17 protein-coding genes are annotated in these 21,146 nt (G+C 28.7%); 7 read left to right on the plus strand and 10 right to left on the minus strand.

What is annotated here, in order from left to right; all coding sequences use genetic code 11:
* Positions 1-659: 659 nt before the first annotated feature.
* From psmB to comC, 4 genes are all read left to right on the plus strand, one after another.
* Positions 660-1,286 carry an archaeal proteasome endopeptidase complex subunit beta gene (gene psmB / locus ON24_RS04515; RefSeq protein WP_016359115.1) on the plus strand — a complete coding sequence of 209 codons (627 nt, stop codon included), beginning with the start codon at positions 660-662 and terminating at the stop codon, positions 1,284-1,286.
* Between the two features lie 327 nt (positions 1,287-1,613).
* Positions 1,614-3,521 carry a beta-CASP ribonuclease aCPSF1 gene (locus tag ON24_RS04520; protein WP_040682097.1) on the plus strand — a complete coding sequence of 636 codons (1,908 nt, stop codon included), beginning with the start codon at positions 1,614-1,616 and terminating at the stop codon, positions 3,519-3,521.
* Between the two features lie 565 nt (positions 3,522-4,086).
* Positions 4,087-5,109 (plus strand): phosphoribosylformylglycinamidine cyclo-ligase, encoded by a 1,023-nt coding sequence (gene purM, locus ON24_RS04525; protein WP_040682098.1) that lies wholly within the window; start codon positions 4,087-4,089, stop codon positions 5,107-5,109.
* An 86-nt stretch (positions 5,110-5,195) separates the two neighbouring features.
* Positions 5,196-6,224 carry an L-sulfolactate dehydrogenase gene (gene comC / locus ON24_RS04530; protein ID WP_016359118.1) on the plus strand — a complete coding sequence of 343 codons (1,029 nt, stop codon included), beginning with the start codon at positions 5,196-5,198 and terminating at the stop codon, positions 6,222-6,224.
* A 779-nt stretch (positions 6,225-7,003) separates the two neighbouring features.
* Here the strand turns inward: comC and ON24_RS04535 are convergent.
* Both ON24_RS04535 and hcp read right to left on the minus strand, forming a co-directional pair.
* Positions 7,004-7,333: a cupin domain-containing protein gene (locus tag ON24_RS04535; protein ID WP_040682099.1), complete on the minus strand. Its 330-nt coding sequence runs from the start codon at positions 7,331-7,333 to the stop codon at positions 7,004-7,006.
* Positions 7,334-7,383: 50 nt separating this feature from the next.
* A complete protein-coding gene (gene hcp, locus ON24_RS04540; RefSeq protein ID WP_040682100.1) occupies positions 7,384-8,703 on the minus strand; it encodes a hydroxylamine reductase in 1,320 nt (439 codons plus the stop codon).
* 289 nt (positions 8,704-8,992) lie between these two features.
* Here hcp and ON24_RS04545 point away from each other — a divergent pair, with 289 nt between their 5' ends.
* Positions 8,993-9,829: a TrmB family transcriptional regulator gene (locus ON24_RS04545; RefSeq protein WP_050553551.1), complete on the plus strand. Its 837-nt coding sequence runs from the start codon at positions 8,993-8,995 to the stop codon at positions 9,827-9,829.
* 71 nt (positions 9,830-9,900) lie between these two features.
* Here ON24_RS04545 and ON24_RS04550 read toward each other — a convergent pair whose 3' ends face one another.
* The 4 genes from ON24_RS04550 to ON24_RS04565 form a co-directional block, all read right to left on the minus strand.
* Positions 9,901-11,748, minus strand: a complete 1,848-nt coding sequence (locus tag ON24_RS04550; RefSeq protein ID WP_040682101.1) for a DNA-directed DNA polymerase — start codon at positions 11,746-11,748, stop codon at positions 9,901-9,903.
* Between the two features lie 60 nt (positions 11,749-11,808).
* Positions 11,809-12,882 (minus strand): AI-2E family transporter, encoded by a 1,074-nt coding sequence (locus ON24_RS04555; RefSeq protein WP_040682102.1) that lies wholly within the window; start codon positions 12,880-12,882, stop codon positions 11,809-11,811.
* 163 nt (positions 12,883-13,045) lie between these two features.
* Positions 13,046-13,843: a dihydroorotate dehydrogenase electron transfer subunit gene (locus ON24_RS04560; protein WP_040682103.1), complete on the minus strand. Its 798-nt coding sequence runs from the start codon at positions 13,841-13,843 to the stop codon at positions 13,046-13,048.
* A gap of 11 nt (positions 13,844-13,854) precedes the next feature.
* Positions 13,855-14,766, minus strand: coding sequence for a dihydroorotate dehydrogenase (locus ON24_RS04565; RefSeq protein ID WP_040682104.1), 912 nt, complete (start codon positions 14,764-14,766; stop codon positions 13,855-13,857).
* Positions 14,767-15,342: 576 nt separating this feature from the next.
* Between ON24_RS04565 and ON24_RS04570 the strand changes: the two genes are divergently transcribed.
* Together ON24_RS04570 and ON24_RS04575 are read left to right on the plus strand one after the other, a co-directional pair.
* A complete protein-coding gene (locus ON24_RS04570) occupies positions 15,343-16,560 on the plus strand; it encodes an NOP5/NOP56 family protein (protein WP_040682105.1) in 1,218 nt (405 codons plus the stop codon).
* A 195-nt stretch (positions 16,561-16,755) separates the two neighbouring features.
* Positions 16,756-17,406 carry a fibrillarin-like rRNA/tRNA 2'-O-methyltransferase gene (locus ON24_RS04575; RefSeq protein ID WP_040682106.1) on the plus strand — a complete coding sequence of 217 codons (651 nt, stop codon included), beginning with the start codon at positions 16,756-16,758 and terminating at the stop codon, positions 17,404-17,406.
* A gap of 846 nt (positions 17,407-18,252) precedes the next feature.
* Here ON24_RS04575 and ON24_RS04580 read toward each other — a convergent pair.
* From ON24_RS04580 to ON24_RS04595, 4 genes are all read right to left on the minus strand, one after another.
* Positions 18,253-18,912, minus strand: coding sequence for a phosphopantothenoylcysteine decarboxylase domain-containing protein (locus ON24_RS04580; RefSeq protein WP_050553554.1), 660 nt, complete (start codon positions 18,910-18,912; stop codon positions 18,253-18,255).
* Between the two features lie 156 nt (positions 18,913-19,068).
* Positions 19,069-19,584, minus strand: coding sequence for a flavoprotein (locus tag ON24_RS04585; protein WP_040682107.1), 516 nt, complete (start codon positions 19,582-19,584; stop codon positions 19,069-19,071).
* 153 nt (positions 19,585-19,737) lie between these two features.
* Positions 19,738-20,298 (minus strand): PsbP-related protein, encoded by a 561-nt coding sequence (locus ON24_RS04590; RefSeq protein ID WP_050553555.1) that lies wholly within the window; start codon positions 20,296-20,298, stop codon positions 19,738-19,740.
* 50 nt (positions 20,299-20,348) lie between these two features.
* Positions 20,349-21,056, minus strand: a complete 708-nt coding sequence (locus ON24_RS04595) for a hypothetical protein (RefSeq protein WP_040682108.1) — start codon at positions 21,054-21,056, stop codon at positions 20,349-20,351.
* Between the last annotated feature and the right edge of the window lie 90 nt (positions 21,057-21,146).

Raw genomic sequence — 21,146 nt, forward strand, 5'->3', positions numbered from 1 at the left:
TTAACTGAAAATAAAAATTGTAATTTAACAGATATGTCTTTAATTAAAGTCCAATCTTAATATTATTTATTTAAGAAAAATATTAAAAAACTACCTAATAAAGTCAATAAAATATATTAGATAATTATATTAAGTTTTAATTAAAACTAATATTAAAGTTTAATATTAAAAAGGTATAATAAAAATTAATTGCAGAATTATTATATTAAATATTAAAATCCAATATTAGGAAATTATAATGAAGAATTCAATTGCATATATTAATGTTAAAATAAATTATTAGATTAAGATTTAATAGGTTTATTCAATTAATTATAAATAGTATAATAAAAAATACAAATCAACAATATTAATTAAAGAACTTATTAAAAAATAAAAACGAAACTATTATATATGTTAAAAACATAGTGTAATTAGTTAAGTTATACTTAAATAATCTGATTTTATTTTAATTAATATATTTTTCATTTAGATAGAAATTTGATATTTTTACTAAATTAATATATAAATGATTTATTTTAAAGATAAGTTTTATATTAATTTAATAAATTTTTAAAAAGTGCTTTAATGGGAAATATTTGAATATTAAGAATTAATTTTAATTAGATATTATATTTATTAAATACAATTCATTACATGTGATTAAACGAGGTGTTTACATGGAAGATGATAAAGTTGTAAAAGGTACCACTACTGTTGGTATTACTTGTAAAGATGGTATTGTTTTTGCTTCTGAAAGAAGAGCTACCATGGGAAGCTTAGTAGCACACAAAGTAGCAGAAAAAATATTCAAAATTGATGATAACATAGCAGCAACCATTGCTGGAAGTGTTGGTGATGCACAAAACCTAATGAAAGTTATGAGTGCTGAAGTCTCCTTATACAATTTAAGAAATGGAGAGGATATGAGCATTGATGCAGCTGCTAACTTAACTGGAAATATTTTACGTTCCCAACCTAGAGGAGTACAAATCTTACTTGGTGGAGTAGACGAGGATGGAGCTTCAATTTACTCACTTGATGCTGCAGGTGGAGTAATTAAAGATAAATGTATTTCCACTGGATCAGGTTCTATCTTTGCATATGGTGTATTAGAAGATAGATACACCGAAGATTTAACTGTTGAGGAGGGAATTGAACTTGCATTAAGAGCAATTTCTGCTGCAACCGAACGTGATGTTTATTCTGGAAATGGATTCTTAGTTGCTACAGTTAAAGATGACGAAGGATTCAAAATGTTAGATAAAGAAATAATAGAATCAAAATTAGCTAAAATCAATAACTAATTTTTATTTTTTTATTTTAACTTGTTTTTAAAAATAATTTAGAATATATTTTTTATATTCATCTCTTAATTTTTTAACTAAATTATAAAGACTTAACTTATTAAATGTCTTTAAATTTTTTTAAATTTACAATTTTAAAGAAAAATTAAATTTTACGTATATTTTATGGCTACTTGCTATAAGATTAACAATAGTAAAATGATTATTAAATTATAAAATAAACTGAATTTTAAGGTTAATGATAAACAATTAACTAGAATAAAAGAAGAAAAACTAATTTTTACATAGTAAGTTAATAAAAATCTATTTTTTTAAAGAAGTGATTATATGGCTTCAAAAATACTAGAAGAAACAAAGAAAACAATAATGGACAGGTTACCTGAGAGAGTTCAAGTAGCTAAAGTTGAGTTTGAAGGTCCAGAACTTGTTATTTACACAAAAAATCCGGAAATAATAACTGAAAATGGAGATTTAATCCGTAATTTAGCAAAAGACATTAGAAAAAGGATCATCATTCGATCTGATAAAAGCGTTTTACTAGATCCTGAGGAAACCATTAACAAAGTTCATGAAATTGTACCTGAAGATGCACAGATTTCAGACATTTCATTTGATGATGTGACCTGTGAGGTTATCATTGAAGCAATGAAACCAGGTTTAGTCATTGGAAAATACGGTGTGACCTCAAGAGAGATTGTAAAACAGACAGGATGGGCACCAAAAATATTAAGGACTCCTCCAATTTCCTCAGAAATCATTGGAAGAATCAGAAATACCATGAAAAATAGCAGCAAAGAAAGGAAGAAATTCTTGGTAAATCTTGGTGAAAGAATCCATCAACCTCCAAAATATGAAAATGACTGGGCAAGATTAACCTCAATGGGTGGATTTAAAGAGGTAGGAAGATCCTGTATGTTACTCCAAACTCCAAATAGTAGAGTTTTATTAGATTGTGGAGTAAATGTAGCTGCTAACGAGGATAAAAATGCATACCCATATTTAAATGTACCTGAATTTTCAATTCAAGATTTAGATGCAGTAGTTATATCACATGCCCACTTGGACCATGTTGGATTCCTACCATATCTATACCATTACGGATATGAAGGTCCTGTTTATTGTACCACCCCTACAAGGGATTTAATGACTTTACTTCAAATGGACCACATTGATATTGCCCACAGGGAAGACCATCCATTGCCATTTAATGTAAAACATGTTCAAAAATGTATCAAACATACCATTACATTAGATTATGGAGAGGTAACAGATATTTCCCCAGATATAAGATTAACCTTACATAATGCAGGCCATATCTTAGGTTCTGCAATGTGCCATATGCATATTGGAGATGGTCAACACAACCTTGTATATACTGGAGATTTCAAATATGAAAGAAGTAGATTGTTAGAACCTGCAACTACCAGATTCCCAAGGGCTGAAACCATAGTCATGGAAAGTACATATGGTGGCCGTGACGATATTCACCCATCAAGAAACGAGGCAGAAAAACAGATGATGAAATATATCTACCTTACCTTAAAACGTGGAGGAAAGGTTTTAGTTCCGGTATTTGCTGTTGGAAGGGCACAAGAGTTAATGATTGTACTTGAAGAATACATGCGCCACGGATTAATAGATGAGGTACCGATATATATTGATGGTATGATTTGGGAAGCAACTGCAATACACACTGCAAGACCAGAATATTTAAGTAAAGACTTAAGAGACCAAATCTTCCATATGGGAAGAAATCCATTTGTTTCTGATTCATTTATTAAAGTAAACAACCCAGATCAAAGAAAAGACATTGTTGAAGGAGATCCATGTATCATTCTTTCAACCTCAGGTATGTTAACTGGAGGAAACTCAGTCGAATACTTTAAATGCCTATGTGAGGATGAGAAGAATACTTTAATCTTTGTAGGTTACCAGGCTGAAGGTTCACTAGGTAAAAGAATCCAAAAAGGATACAAAGAAATACCTCTTGAAGTTAATAATAAAACCAAGGTATTTAATGTAAAAATGGAAATCGAAACAATTAGCGGATTCAGTGGTCACTCCAACAGACGTCAATTAATGGAATATGTTAAAAGGTTAAGTCCAAGACCTGAAAAGATCATAGTCTGTCATGGAGATCCATATAAGACAGTGGACCTAGCAAGTAGTATCCATAGAAGCTACAAAATGGAAACCAAAACCCCATTAAACCTTGAATGTACCAGAATTCAATAAAGTTTTTCTCTTTAAAAAAATAGATAAACACGGTAAGTATTTTAAACTATTTAAAATACTTATACCTTATTTTTAAACAGAATTGAAAAAGATTATTTAATAATATTAAAAACTTATTTTACAAATAGATTTTACAAGATAACAATTAAATACAAGAATATATTTAAATTAACTATTATTTTTAAAAAATCTAAAAAATATATGAAATCTAATTAATATCTAATTTTTGAAATTTTTTTAATAAAAATATTATTTTAATTAATAAATCTATAATAAAAATTTAAAAAAACTTTAAAATAAAATATAAAACTTAAAATATAATAAAAATTAAATATGTAGTTGTAGAAATTATTTAAAAAAAATTTTATAATCTATATATTTTATAGTTTAAAGATAATTACGGTATCCAAAAGCCTTGAAAAAAATAAAAGCACTATAAAAGATTCAATCTATTTTATTGTTTTATATTTTCAAAAGAAGAATAAAAGTAATAAATTTTAATATTAAGAATTACATATAATATTATATAAGATTATAAAAATTTTTTAAAATAATAGGTGAATATATGGTTACATATTCAGAATCTGGTGTAGATATAGATCTTGAAGCAGTTACTGTTTCTAAATTAGCTTCAAAATTAAAAGATACATTAGAAAATAGAGAAGTTTTAACTGAAAGTGGTCATTTTGCTGCTTTAATTCCTCTTGAAGATAAAGCTATAGCAATGAGTACTGATGGAGTAGGTAGTAAAATTTTAATTGCAAAAATGATGAATAAATTTGATACTGTAGGAATAGACTGTATTGCAATGGTTGTTAATGATATACTTTGCGTAGGTGCAGAACCAATAGCTTTAGTTGATTATCTTGCAGTTGAAGAACCTGATCCTGAAAGGGCAGAAGAAATTGCTGAAGGTTTAGTTAAAGGTGCAAATGAATCCAACATTGCAATTATTGGTGGTGAAACCGCATCCTTACCTGGAATTATAAAAGACTTTGATTTAGCAGGAACTGGTATTGGATATGTAGATAAAGATAGAATAATTACCGGTAGTGAGATTGAAGAGGGAGACATATTAATAGGTCTTCGAAGTACTGGTATACATAGTAATGGTTACAGTTTAGCTAGAAAAGCTCTTTTTGAAAATGCAGGCTTGAAAATTGATGATCCCCTACCTTATGATTCCAATACAACCGTTGGAGAGGAATTATTAAAACCAACTAAATTATATGTTAAACCAATTGTTGACTTATTAAAATCCGATTTCAATATTAAAGGATTAGCACACATTACAGGAGGAGGATTTACTAATTTAAATAGACTTAAAGATGGTGTTGGATATAACATTAATAATTTACCAGAGCCACAGGACATATTTAAATTAATATACCAACAAGACGTTCCTATTGAAGAGATGTATAGAGTATTCAATATGGGAATAGGTTTTGTTGTAATTGCTTCTGCTGAGGATGCAGATGCTATCTTAGAAAGGTTAAACGAAAGCGTTGAAGCCTATAAGATAGGCAATGTTATTTCTGAAGAGAAAATTATCATAAAAACCTTTGAAGATACTGAAATTGAATATTAATATTTCTTAATTTTACAATTTTTTAAATAAAATTTAATTTAAAATTTAAAACCAATATACAAATTTTTAATTATGAAGGTGTTTTAATGCAAATTACAGAAGAAAATGAGAAAGCTCTTGTAAAAGAGATTTTATTAAAGTTAGGAGTTAATGATGCTGATGCTAATTTAGTTACTGAAGTAGTGCTTGATGCAGATTTAAAAGGCTTCACATCACATGGAATTGGAAGATTCCCACAATATATTAAAACAATTGATGCTAATAACATAAAACTTACCGGAGATATTGAAATCGAAAGAGAAACTGAATCCATGGCAATTGTAAATGGACACAGTTTATTTGGGCAAGTAGTAGCATATAAATCTATGGAACTTGCAATTGACAAAGCTAAAAATACAGGTATTGGAATAGTAGGTACACACAATTCAAACCACTTCGGTGTAACAGGTTTCTACTCTGATTTAGCTAGAAAAAGAAATTGTATTGGATTAACCTTTGCAAACACTGAACCTGCAATTGCACCATTAAATGGTAAAAAACCATTAATCGGAACCAACCCTATTGCAATTAGTATTCCAAACCAAGAAACATATATTGCAACTGATATGGCAACATCCGCTACAGCAAGAGGTAAAATTCTAGAATCCAAGAGAAAAGGTTTAAAATTACCTGAAGGCGTAGCATTGGATAAAGATGGTAATCCAACCACTGACCCTGAGGAAGCATTAGAAGGTTCTATTTTGGCATTTGGTACCCACAAAGGTTACGCACTTGCATTTATGCTTGAGATATTATGTGGACCATTAGTAGGTGCTGAAGTTGGAACTGGTGTTACCGGTACAGCTGATTGGAGAAAAGATTGTACCAAAGGAGATTTATTCGTTGCAATAGATCCTGAAAAATTCGTTGGTTACGATGTATTTGAACAGGGAACTAACAAATTTATCAAAGAAGTTAGAGATGCAGATAATGGATTTGTTCCTGGAGATATCGAAAGTAAGAGAGTAGAAGACCATAAAGAAAATGGAATGCCTATTGATGATGCATTATACCAACAATTAAAAGATATCTGTGATGGATTAGATATTGATATAAGTAAATACATTACAGAATAGAATTTTAATTTCCTAATTTTTAAACTTAAATTAAAATAATTTATTATTTTAATTTTAAACTATTTTTATATACTTTTTATATCCAAATAAATACTGTTTTTAGAGCATATTAATTGCTTTTTATTAATAAATAGATTACCCTTATTTTAAAATAAAATAATTTACTATTTAATTAAATAAAAAAAAATACTGATTTTTAGAGCATATTAGTTTATTTTATAAATATTTGGATAAAATAAAATATTTTTGTTAAATAAATGCAATATGATATTTGTTTTATATTTTAAATATTTCAAATCTAAAAACTCGATTTTTACAAAGTCTTTAAATATTAAAGATTATTTTTTATTTTTTAATAATTAAAATGTATATCAAAGACAGAATAATTATTACAAAGCATTTGTATATAACAGATTATTAAAAACATGATTTAAAATTTTAAATGAAATTTAAAAATAGATTGAATTATTCCATTTAAATTAAAAATAAAGAAATAAGAAAATAAGACTATTTCAGATTTTGATTAAAAATATAATTCGAAAACTTAAAACTGATTCTAGAAAATTAAAAATCAATTAGATAAAAATAGAATACTAAATTAAATCCAATAATAAAAAAATGAACTTCAATATAATAAGATTAATTAAGATTTAAAATTAAAAAAGATTTTTATTTAGATATTTAATATTAAATAAAATTTAAGAAAAAAATATCATAATTAGTAAAATTAAAAAAAACTATATTAAATCAGAAGTAAAAATAAGAGGTGAAAAATGAAGTTATTCTGATTTAATCATAGTGAGAATCATTTTAAATGGAGAATTAACTGCTTGTAAAGCATGTGGAACATTTCCAGGCATTATAATCATTTGGCCTTTAGAAACAGTATGAGCTTGTCCTGCTAAGGTAATTTCTGCTTCCCCATCAATAACTTGAACAAATGCATCAAAAGGAGCACTATGTTCAGATAATCCTTGCCCTTTATCAAAAGCAAATATAGTTACGGTACCAATATCTTTTTTAATAATTTCCCTACTTACAACAGAACCTTCCTGGTATTCTGCTAAGGATTCTGTATCAATTACTTTTCCTTTTATATCATCAGTCATATTCTCGCCTTCAAAAATGATTAATTAAAAAATTTTAAAAATATTAGGATTTATTCTCCTAATATTCTTTTTATATCTTCTTTAGGATCGCCTATAGGAGTTAAGTTGAAGTTGTCTACTAATACTTTAACGATATCCTCATTTGCCCAAGCAGGTAAAATAGGTCCAATTAACATATCTTTTTTACCTAAGTAGAATAAAGCCCATAATACTGCTGCAGCTTTTTGTTCCATCCAACTTAATACGATAGTTAATGGTAAATCATTTAATTCACATTCGAATAAATCACATAATGCTAATGCAACATCAACTGCTGCAACTGCATCATTACATTGACCCATATCTAATAATCTTGGAATACCTTCAATATCCCCTAAGTCTAAATCATTGAATTTATATTTACCACAAGCTAAGGTTAATACAACAGTATCATCAGGTAAGTTCTTTACAAATTCTCTGTAGTAACTGTTTTTAGGATTTGGAGAGTCACAACCACCTACTAAGAAGAATCTTCTGATTTTTCCAGATTCGACTAACTCCTTAATTTTTGGAGCTAAACTTAAGATAGTGCTTACACCGAAACCAGTGGTAACTGTAGTAAGTTCTTCTGCTTCAAGACCACCTAATTCTTGTGCTTGTTTAATTAATGGTTCAAAGTTGTAATCAAGAATTTGAGGTACACAAGGTAATTTTGCAACACCACTGGTGTATATTCTGTCTTTGTAATCGTCTTTTGGTAATAAAACACAGTTTGAAGTAGCTAAGATAACTGCATTATATTTAGAGAATACCTCTTTTTGATCAAACCAAGGTCCTCCGATTTGACCCTTTAATGAGGAGTATTTTCTAAGTTCAGGATAACCATGTGCAGGTAACATTTCAGAGTGAGTGTAAACATTTACATCTGTTCCTTCACATTGTTTTAATAATTCTTCTAAAGCTTTTAAATCGTGTCCAGTTACAATAATAGCTGGTCCTTCTTGAGCCCCTACTTTAACTTCTACAGGTGTAGGTTCACCATAAGCTTCAATATGTGCATTTTTAAGTAATCTCATTACTTTTACACTAGCTTCACCTGCATCAAGTCCTAATTGAATTAAATCCTCAGTATCGAAGTTAACATTAGTCAAGGTTGTGTATAACCCTTTGGTTAAAAATTCATCTACTTCTGGATCTTTAGCCCCTAAATGATTTGCTTGATAATTATATGCACTAATACCTTTCATTGTAAATAACAAATTATCTTGTAATCTTGCAACTGTAGGTTCTTTTCCACAGATACCCTTCATAAAACATCCATTTCCAGCTACAGTCTGAGAACATTGGTAACAGAACATATCCAATCTTTCTTTTGGTAAATCTTTCATCATATAAATAACCTCCTATAGTTAATTATAAATTGAGTTTATATATTTATAAAGATTATGTAACTTAACAAGGGTTAAAAGTATTAAATTAAATATTATGAAAAATAAATTAATATACTAAGATTTTTGATAATGATTTAAGTAAAATTAAATTTTAGCATATTCATTTCATTTACAATAAAAATAATATTTATATCCTATTTGATTTTAAACATTATTTCCATAGAATAACAATAATATTAAGAATACTTTAAATTTGAATCTTAAATAGCTAAAAATTAAAGGTGACATAATGGCAAATATTACAGATGAAAAGATTATAGAATCTTTAAGATTATTTGGATTAACACGATATGAGGCATTGGCATATTATAATTTAAACTCCATGGTTGAAGCAAAAGCCATCGAGATAAGTGAAAAATCAGAGATTCCTAGAACTAAAATTTATAGTGTGTTAAGAAGATTGGATGAAAAGGGATTTATCGAAACAGAGAAGGGACATCCTAATACTTATAGATCAATATCACCTTCCTTAATATTTAAAGAAGAGAAAAACAAGTTAATTAACCAGTTAAACGCAGCAGAGATGGAATTGACCTATAACCATGAGAATCAAATAGCTAAAACACAGGCACCAATGTGGCTAATTAGGGGAGAAGAAAAAATTATCAATAAAGAGATTGAGATAATTAAAAAGGCTCAAAAAACAATCAATATGAGAATAGGTTTTCTATATAAAAATGAACTAGAACCATTAAAAAATGCTTTAAATAACGAGGTAAGAAACAATATAGAAGTAAATATCCTAGTTTCAAATGATCTTTATGAAAACAATAAGAAAGTAGATATCGAAAAGATATTCAATAATGAAAAGATACGCATTTATAAGGCAGATATTCCTAGTGTAAAGATGATGATACGTGATGGGAAGGAAATGTTACATATTTACAGTAAATTCAAAGAAAAATACATTCCAGTGAAAAACACGTCAATTGGCATGTGGAACCAGTATGAGGATATTTGTGAAAACTATGATAAGCGATTCTACAAATCCATGGAAAAATCTAAAAATAGGAAATCAAAAATGAAAAATAATAAAAATAGTAAGAAGTTAAATAATCTAAATTAATCTCAAATAAGTCAAAAACTTAAGGAAAAAATAAATAAGATTTAGAAAGTCTGCTAAAAATATAAAGTCCATTATAATGAATCACCATCATCTGAGGAGTCCCCCCTATATTCAGCGTAAAATCCATCAGTATCCGCATATATTGCATAGAAACCATATTTTTTAGCATTTTCAATAGTGTATAGAATATATTCCCTACCCCAAGCAGTAATGGCTTGGGCACATTCAAAGGAATACCATCTAAATTTGGAATATCCATAAACACCATACATTGTATTAATCAATCTTTTAATAGCCAATTGCTGAATATTTAACATTTTCTTCTCGGTCGGATCATTAGATTCTTTCATGATCTTTTTAATTCTAAGTCTTTCACTTAGAATGTTTCCAATTACCGATGGTATGAATCCTTTAGGTTCTTTTAGGAATTTATGATTATGTTCTGGACAGACATAATATCTTTCCTCATCACTTAAAGAGGAATCAGTATTATCCAAAGGATTAGAACCTTTAACTAAGACATCGGGACAAATATTCTTTGATATGATAATACTAGGATATAGGCTTCTAAAATCGAACTGTACAAGGTTTTCATGTAGACCAGGTACAGGTTCCTTTACAAATCCCCCCTCATTTTGATCATGAATCCTTGAGGCATCTCCTGCAGAAGGTTTGTTTGGTATAATCTCATTGATTTTATAAGCCTCTTTAACAAGATACCATTCTGCTTGTTGACCAGTGGTCATACGGGTTATATCAAAAAACGGTTGACCGACAATACGCGTAAGCTCTAGGTTTAATGGTAAAGTCTGCTCTGCAATCATTAAGGTTGATACAACATCATCTAAGGAATAGTCAAATAGCTCATCCAAATACCTATTGTCACTATCCCAGTATTTCCAGATAATCTCACCTGGAACATCCTTCTTCTCTTCACCAAATAGCTCCAGATATACACGCTCTAAGGTGTATCTGTCAAGACTCATGTATCTTCTCATAACCAAATATAAATCAACATGAACAAGACCCTTAAATGACGCGGCATCTGTAAATCCCCTTTTTATAAATTTTAAAGATGAACCATCCATACCTAAATCAAGTTCAATTCCATACATTCCTGCCCTATCCTTAAGATATGGAAAATCAAAATTATCAGAGTTATAACCTACTATAATATCTACCTGGTTTTCCTTAACAATTCTTACAAATTCCTCAATCATTTGTTTTTCCGAATCTAATCTCATGACAAAGGATTCGTCAGTATCTTCTACCTTATCTTTAGTGGATAAAACCTTTCTAATTCCAAAATTACTTGTAACACCAATCATGATTATCTCATCTATATCGGAATTCGGAAGGCCTCTAGGATTGTAAACCTCTAAATCAAAACTAAGTATATTGAAGTCAGTAAATGACTGGTCAAGGTTTTTTGGAGGATGATTTAATTTTACAATCTCAAGATTTTCATAATTGCTTGTAACGCTTTTATGGGAATCTAATAAGTCACCTTCAATTTCAATGACACTCATTGGTATAACATCATTATCCATTAAGTAACGTCTGTAGAATGGAATATCATGTTCACGAATATCAACTACAGAATCTAATCCTTTAATCTCATCCCTGTATTTAGGTACTTCCTGAGGATGTGAAAACGTGATTTTTATGAATTTTTTAGGAATCTGGAAGTCCTTCTTATCTACAATCTCAATATCCTCAGTCTCATATACTTCAAGATCTTTCAAGCATTGGTCCATATCTTTAGGTTCTATATAGAAATATGGTTGGAAAATATAGTCTAATGCAATAATTCTCTTAGGATTTTCACCTTCAACTTCCCTTCCAAGTAAACGTATAACAGGCTTTTCATCTTCTGTAATATAATCAATATCCAAAAGCACCATGTTTCTTTTAACCATATTAACACCCAGATTTTTAATATCTCTAAAACTTAATTTAATAGTTTAAAATACATATAATTATTGCTCAATTTCTAAAAAATTGTCATTATTCTCATTTTGATTTTCAAATTCTTTCTCTTCCTTATATGCCTTGATTACAGCAGATGCAACACCTAATATCAATGGTCCTAAGATAAAACCTACAATACCCATTACTAAAGGTCCTGCAATAAAACCTAAAAGTAGGATTAACGGATGTATATCTGCATATTTTCCTGCAATGGCAGGTCTTATATACATATCGCTTAAAGACAGTCCGCAACCAAATATTACAACTAATATTAATCTTATATAGTTTCCGGCAAAGAAATCTTTAACGGCCAATATACAATATACTGGCCATGGTCCAATAACTGGAATCAATTGACAGATACCGGTTATAATTCCTAAAAATCCGCTGTATGAATACCCAAGTAAACTGTAACCTACAAATGCGATGATACCAATGATTATACTTGTAAGCACATGCCCGTAAAAGATACTTTTTAAGACATCCTTTATCTGGTTAAACATCCTATCAAAGAATGATGTTTTTCTATCGGGAATAAATGAAAATATATAATCCCAACATTTATCACCGTCACGTGCAAAGTAAAAGGTTGTGAAGATTAAAACCAATATTTGAACGGAGATATTAGGTATATCACGAATAAGGCTTATAAGATAACTAGACAACCACTTAAAAATACTGTTAAAACCATTATAAATACCATTTGCAATAGAATGACTCATACCCTTATATTGATAAGGTAATATTGAAGCTATCCAGGTATTAAGCTGATTCATGTCCAAAGTAGACAGATTTCCAGTACTACCTAAAAGTGATGATATGAGACTTATTGACATTGTAACAATATAAACCAATAACAATATTATGGGGATGATTATCAAAAGCATTCCCAAAATGTTTGATAATGAGGCGGAGGGTATTTTATTATTTAATCTTCTTGCAACTGGTCTTACACCTAGAGACAATATAATTCCAAGAATCACCATATTCAACACAGGTGTTAAAACCATTATAGAAAGTATTGCGAAAACGATTATAATGATTAAGGGAGTTGTAAGTTTATCTGAAATATTAATTGACATAATATCTTTTTATAATTAAATGAATTGTAAAATTTTCTTTAGCTCTGAGGAATAATATTAAACCAGACAATCTATAGTTCTTTAATTCAGTATAATTAAATTAAATTAATTTTTCTTTAATATTAACTAAAACCAAATTAACAGAGATAAATCCCGAATTAAATTAAATTCTTTCACCAGAGGGAGCTCTTCTATACTTTCCAAACTCGGTAATAAGTTTTAAACTATCGTTATCAAATACAGGACCTTCCTTACATACTCTCCAACCAGTTGAATCAACACAACATTGACCACATATACCTATAGCACATTTCATATATCTTTCAAGGGAATATTCTGCATCTATATTGTTTTCCTCCAAGATATCATAGATAGGTTTCATCATGACCTCAGGTCCACATACTACTGCAGAATCATAGGTATTGTTCTTAAGCAAATCCATGGTTCTATCAGTTGCAAATCCTTTAAATCCTGAGGATCCGTCATCTGTAACATTATATACATCTGCACCTGAATTTTTAAGTCTATCCTCAAACAATAGCTCATCTTTATTTACGGCTGCACATACCACATCCACATCATTATTTTTTATAGCTTCATCGGTAAAAGCCGCAATGGGAGCCATTCCAACTCCACCACCAATAGCCAATATCTTCTTACCGGAAGGTATGTCAAATCCATGACCATAAGGACCTCTAAGACCTAATAGATCATCAGCATTTAATTTATGAATATCATCTGTAAAAGGACCAATATTTTTAACTGAAATTCCAATTTCCTCCTCTTCACGATTTATATAGGATATAGACATTGGTTTTTCATCCTTAAAATTCCACACCATGATAAATTGACCTGGATAAGGAGTTGTATCTTCATCCATATCCCAATCGAAAATAAATGTTTTGATAGTTGGTGTCTCTTCAACAACAGATTTTATTTTTAAAACTTTTGGAACATTCATCTTTACACCCCTTAATCTTTATGAGCAAATCCCACCATTTCATCAATGGATTTAAAATCATTTTCAATCATAAAATCATTTAAGCCCTGTGAAATATCATCAAATACTCCAATACCCTCATCCATTATGGAGGTACCTATCTGCACAGCACTTGCACCTGCATATAAATATTCAACTACATCCTCATAGTTGGATATTCCTCCAACACCAATAATAGGAACATCTACTGCATCAAAAACATCATAAACACAGCGAATACCTATCGGTTTAATTGCAGGTCCACTCATTCCACCAAACTTATTTGCCAAAATAGGATATCCTGTTTTCAAATCGATTTTCATTCCAGGACCTAATGAATTAATTAAACTTAAACAATCCACTCCACCGTCTACGGCAGCCTGTGCAATCTCTGTAATACTAGTTACATTTGGAGTCAATTTTGCAATAATAGGTAAATCCACTGCATCCTTAACAGCACCAACAATCTTTTCAGTTAAAATAGGATCCTGACCAATTGATGCACCATAACCTTCCATTGCATGGGGACAAGAAATATTTAATTCAATCATATCCACCAAATCCTCGATTTCCTGTGCTACATATGTAAACTCCTCAGGATTTGCACCGTAAATTGATGCTATTAGAGCCTGGCCTTCACCTGTTTTTACAGCATCCAACTCTTTAGAAAAAGCATCAACACCAGGAGAGGATAGACCTATTGCATTTATAATACCTCCAGTAACCTCCACTGTTGTTGGATTATGATAACCTGGATTTGGATCTTTTGAGAAGGATTTGCTCACTACCGCAGCAGCGCCTGAGTCTAAAATCCTGTTTAAACTACTTCCATTGCTACCCATAATACCTGCAGCCAACATTAAAGGATTTTTAAGTTTAATACCACATATCTCCGTTTCTAACATAAAAATACTCCATTTAATTATTAAATAACAATACTTCCAAATTATTGAAATTACTAAAATTTTATATCCGGACATGTAAAAATAATTCAATTAAATTTAAATTAGAATATAAAATATAATAATCTAATTATTAATGATTTATGATTTATCTAAGATTTATAATTATGTAATAGAAATCCGGGTAAAAAAAATAGATAAAGGAAAATATAAATTTAAAAAATCCATTATAGAATTTATAATCATTGAAGAAATTCAATTAAAAATACGGATAAAAGAAATCAGAAATAAAAAAAAAGACAAATCATAATCAAAATCCAATATCTTAAAATTAACAAATTAAAATCCATTAAAAAATAATTCAAAACTAAATGATTTTAAAAATAAGATTAAGACCATTAAAAACTAATTATTTAAAAAGATTATAAAATTTATAAAATATAATTAGACAATGGATTATATATGAACAGATAATTAATATTATTTAAAAATATAAAATAAATAAATATAAAATAGAAAATAAACTTTTAAATAATTCAAAAGAAAACTTTAATATTATATAAAAACATAATATGAAATATGGAAATATATATAACAAATTGTATTGCTGGATTTTTAAGTTTTGATTCCAATCTAAAATTAATTGACTATACTCTTTTTAAGGATGATGAGGCAGGATCAAAACTTCATGATATAAATCAGAACATTCTTACAAGTGAAGAAATCTCATTAATTGAAAAAACACCAGATGAATATGATGAGATAGTTATTGAAACCAGCAATAGACATTCTGATTATAGTGAATTAAAAAATTATGAAAAAATCAGAATAAAACGTCCCAATAAAGGTGGAGAATATTTAAGAGCCCATTTATTAGAAATTCTTCAAGACATAAACTTCGTTTCCTCACCAGAGGAATACAATGAAAAACTAACAAATATCTCCAATCAGATTGCAATATTGAAGATGAAAGAATCCTCACAGAAAGAGGACAAGGTCTTAATTCAAGCCGTAAATGCAATCGATGAGGTTGATGAAGAGATATCTAAATTGATTGAAAGATTAAGAGAGTGGGAGACAATCTATTTTCCGGAGATTGAAACCTTACACAACAATGAAACATATGTTAAATTAATTGTTGACTATGACAATAATCGAGAGAAGATCATTGAAAATAATCCGGAACTCTTAAATAATATCCAAATAAGTAACGGTGCAGATTTAAAAGATGAGGACATCGAAATAATTAATGGTTATGCAAGATCCATAATGTCCCTTCAAAATACGAGATCCTCGATGGAGAAATATATTGAAGACAAGATGGAAAAGATTGCACCAAACCTTAAAGATTTACTAGGAGCAACATTAGGAGCTAAATTAATAGCCCATGCTGGAAGTATAAAGCGACTTGCAACATATTCTGCAAGCACCATTCAGATTATGGGTGCTGAGAAGGCATTATTTAGACATCTTAAAACTGGTGAGAATCCCCCTAAACATGGCCTAATCTACCAAAACCCCTTTGTTAGAACTAGTAACTATTGGAATAGAGGAAAGATTGCAAGAAGACTTGCTTCTAAAATAACATTTGCAGTTAGAAAAGATGTTTTTACAGATGACATTAACAGAAACCTTAAAGTAGAATTTGAGGAGGAAGTTGAGAAAATTGAAAAGGAGAATCCTTTCCCAAAACCAAAATCTACTAATAAAAATACCAATAAAAGAAAAAGTTCTAAAAAATCAAAGCATCATAAGAAAACTAAAAAACGAAGACGTTCAAAAAGAAGAAAGCATTAAATTAAAATAAATAAGTTAAAAAAATAATTAATTAAATTTATTTACAATTTAAAAATATATTAAATAGATTATTTTGTTATATCCAATAAAAGAATGACTAAAATAGTCAATCCAATAATTTAAATATATAAAATGATTAAGATTTAAAAGACAAGAATATAAAAAAGCTTATTAAAATAAAGGTAAGTTGATAAAATGGAAGTTTATGAAATAAACAATGACATAGCTACAGAAAACCTAATTCCTGGAACCAGGGTTTATGGTGAACCTTTAGTAAAAGACGAGAAAACAGGAAAAGAATACAGGATATGGAACCCTAACAGATCAAAATTATCTGCAGCATTACATAATGGATTAAGTAAACTAAACATGGATGAACATTCAAATGTATTATACCTTGGTGCATCTACAGGAACTACTGTTTCACATATTTCAGATATTGTTAAAAAAGGTAGGATATTTGCAGTGGAATTTTCACCTGTAAGTATGAGGAAATTATCAAGACTTTGTCAAACAAGACCTAATATTGCACCTCTTTTAAATGATGCAACTAAACCTAAGGATTACCTTAACTTAGTCGATAAAGTGGATGTGGTATATTGTGATGTTGCACAACCTACACAAACACAATTGTTCATTGACAACATGGATCTTTTTATGAAAGACTCTGGACAAGGAGTATTTATGATTAAATCCAGGAGTATTAATGTTAATATTAAACCAAAAACTGTTTATAAAGAACAGGAAAAAATATTAAAAGCTAATGGATACTCTATTGTTGAGAAAGTTAAATTAGAGCCATATGAGAAAGACCATATCTGTTTTATTGTTGAAAGGTCTTTTTAAATAAAACTAATAATTATTAATAATATTTTTTTTAAATAAAAAAAATATTATACTTTTAAAATTTTATAGCTATACTATTTAATAAAAATATTCACATTAATGAATATTTATCCACTATTTTTATAATTCATATATGAATATTGAATTAAATTTTATTTTATTATCTTAACTAGTATACTTAAAAAAATAATAAATTATTACTCTATTAAAATTAGATTTTAGTAATGATTCCATATCTAAATTAGAAAAATAATTGATTATAAACCATTAAAAATTTAGGTGGAAATATTAAAAAAGTATTACTATTGATACCTTTTTATATTAGTAATTAGATATAATTAAATGCTAATGCAATATATAAAAATTAGTTCAAAAGATCGCCTCTAGATGCAATTCACTCTATAAATACTCCACATCAGTATGAATCTAGAGGATTGAACTTATTTTTAATTTTTACTATTTTTAAAACGTTTTATCCTAATATTTTATCTAATTTTATATTAAGTTTAAAGAATTTATTTTCTATTAAAAATTCCATAAAAATTTAAAAAAAAGTATTACTATTCATTAAATAGATTAAACAAAATTTAAAGATTTTTAACTAAATAAAATATTAAAAAATGTGATTATAAATTAAATCTAGATATTAAAAACCTTATTAAGAATCCAAAAAAAACATAAAATTTTGATATAAATTTTACAAAAATCATTTTTTAATTTAATGAATTTAAATAAATGGAATATTATTTATGAAAAAATTATAATCTTTTGAAAAAATCAATTTTATTTATTATTAATTTTTTATAATAAAATCGAATTAAATATTCATTAATTATAAAGATAATATTAAAATGCTTTTTCTATCTCATCAAAGATTATAGATGCAAGAACATCTTTAGATGCAAGTGGAATCTTATTATAGCTACCGTCATCATGAACCAATATAATCTCATTAGTATCAGAACCAAATCCACATCCCTTATGGGCAAGATCATTTGCAACTACAAGATTTGCACCTGCAGTTTCAATTTGTTTTAAAGCATGGTTAATTAGCTCATCTTCACCTATATCATACTGAGCTTTAAAACCAACTAAGTATACATCTTCGTTTATATCTTTTATTTGACGAATTATTTTTTCCACAGGTTTAAACTCTAGTGAAATATTAAGTGAGGAAGAGATTTTATGAGACTTCATCTCAATCGGTTCAAAGTCACTTATTGCAGCACTTGCAATGAAAACATCAAAGTCACCAATCATGCCTTTAATTGCATCATTCATCTCAGATGATGTCTCAACATGAACCGTGTTAAATATTGAAGGAATTTCAACATCACATTTAGCTGCAATCAATGTTAAATCCGCACCACGGATATATGCTTCACGAGCAAGTGCTAAACCCATTTTACCAGAGGATTTATTAGAGATTCCCCTGATTGGATCAATAGGTTCATATGTTCCACCTAAATTTATTAAAACCTTTTTACCTATAATTGAGTTTTTCATAGTATCATGAAATAAATTTTTAAATCAGAATAAGAATTTTAAAAAAATTAAAAATAAAATAAAATAAACAATTGAATTCTTTTAAGAGATTCAATTAGTAATCATCAATTAGAATATAATTAATAAAGAGCAGTGATAAGAAAGTCAGCAAATTGATTATTCTTTATCAGCTTTATTTAAGTTAATTAATCTTAATGATTCAAGTACAATATTTCCAATATCAGGGAATTTTGCCTTACCTTCTGCCATCTTAGGATCTACAAAATGAACCCCGTCATTTTTACACTTTTCAATATTTTCACCAATAGCCCTATACATTGAATCATGCATTGATGGAACCATTAAAATTGGAGTATCATGACCATAAGCCGCAATTAATAAAGCATTAATTGGATTATCAGATATTTTATATGCAAACTTACTTATAACATTAGCAGTTGCAGGAGCAACTAAAATCAAATCTTCCTGAGAATATTTAACATGCTCAATTTGTCCTGTAAGTTCAGTTACAACAGGTTTAGTGGTTGCAAACTCCATTGATGTCGGAGTAATAATCTTACAAGCCGCATCACTCATAAAACATTTAACTTCCTGTCCGTTTCTTCTTAAATCTCTAGCTAATTGAACACATTTTGTAGCAGCTATACTGCCAGTAACACATAATATTATCATATAAATCACTATTTAAATTTAAAAATAAAAAATAATAAAGTTTTGGCCAAATGCTTGATTTTTAAATATTTAATATTCAAACAAAATAAAATACTGTTTTTATAATAGATTATACTAGCCAATAATAATTAAAATAAATAAAAAAAATAAAGATTAAGAAATTTCAATATTTGAAATTATATAATTGAAGTATTTATTCACAGATTCAAATTGACCTTGAGGAGCAGTACACAATATTACGTAAACTTGGTTATTACTTTCAACCCAGACTGCCCTATGCTCTTTAGTGTTATTACCTATATCAGAAAGATATTCTGCCTCATAAGCCTCTTTACCATTAACGGCAGTAGAATTTCCTAAAGATACTAATTGATTTGATGAATTAGATAATATTGATGAATATGTTTGGTTAACAAATGTATTTAATGATTCACCATTTAAATCTCTTTTTTCAACATTAACATTTACTCGGCCATATTTTGAAGATGAATCAATTGACTTAGAATCTGCAATAGCTACAACAGTATCATTTGTTTCAGCTTTAGCTATAACCCAATCAGACGGAAATTTAAGAACAACACCATTTTGAGAAACAGTTTGAACATCTGTTTGATTTGTATTGTTCTGACTCCTCTCATGATTGGAAAACATTACCGCTGCACCAACTAATAATAAAATAATAATTATTCCTAAAACAATATAAGATTTTTTCATGATTAATCCACCATATAAAAAAAATAATTAATAAATTAAAAGATATTAATTTATTGAGTTGATCCTCCTGATGAAGAACCACCAGAGTCAGAACCACCTGATGAAGAACCACCAGAGTCAGAGCCTCCAGAGTCAGAACCACCTGATGAAGAACCACCAGAATCTGAACCACCAGTATCAGAACCACCTGATGAAGAACCACCAGTATCAGAACTACTTGTAGTAGAACCGCTACTATCTGAGGTAGTGGCAGTAGAGGTATCGGAACTACCTGAGTCTGAGGTACTGGTACTAGTTACATTAGAAGTTGTATTATTTTCTATAACCACCGGGAAAGCAGAGTCAGTTACAACTGCAGAGGCATCAGAAATGTTAACAGCCTGAAAATCAAAGTTGAACATTCCAAATCCAATTCCTGCAGTAAATGCAATGATTAAAAACAACACTACAAGAATACTGTATTTTCCCTTATTACTTTTACTTGCTTTAGGTTTATTATTATTAACAGGTCGTTTAGGATTAACAATATATTTCTGAACAAGTCTTTCATCTTCCTTCCTGCTTAACTCTGCAGCCCTTCTGTCAGGTCTGTAATTACGTTTAGGTTTACTAGATGAAGAAAACTGTCTTCCTTGCATGGCACGAATTCTGCTGGAAGCATCAATGTTCTTTAACTTAATCATATATTGTCGTGATAACTCCTTATACTTCTCATCTGAGATTTTACCTGCTTGATGATCAGCTTTAAGTTCTTTCATGACTTTAATAAGCTTTTCTTTATCTGGATTAATAATACCATCAACCTAAAAAAAATTTTAAAAATATTATTTAAATTAAATATATTAATC

Source organism: Methanobrevibacter boviskoreani JH1, from assembly GCF_000320505.1.
Taxonomy (GTDB): Archaea; Methanobacteriota; Methanobacteria; order Methanobacteriales; family Methanobacteriaceae; genus Methanarmilla; species Methanarmilla boviskoreani.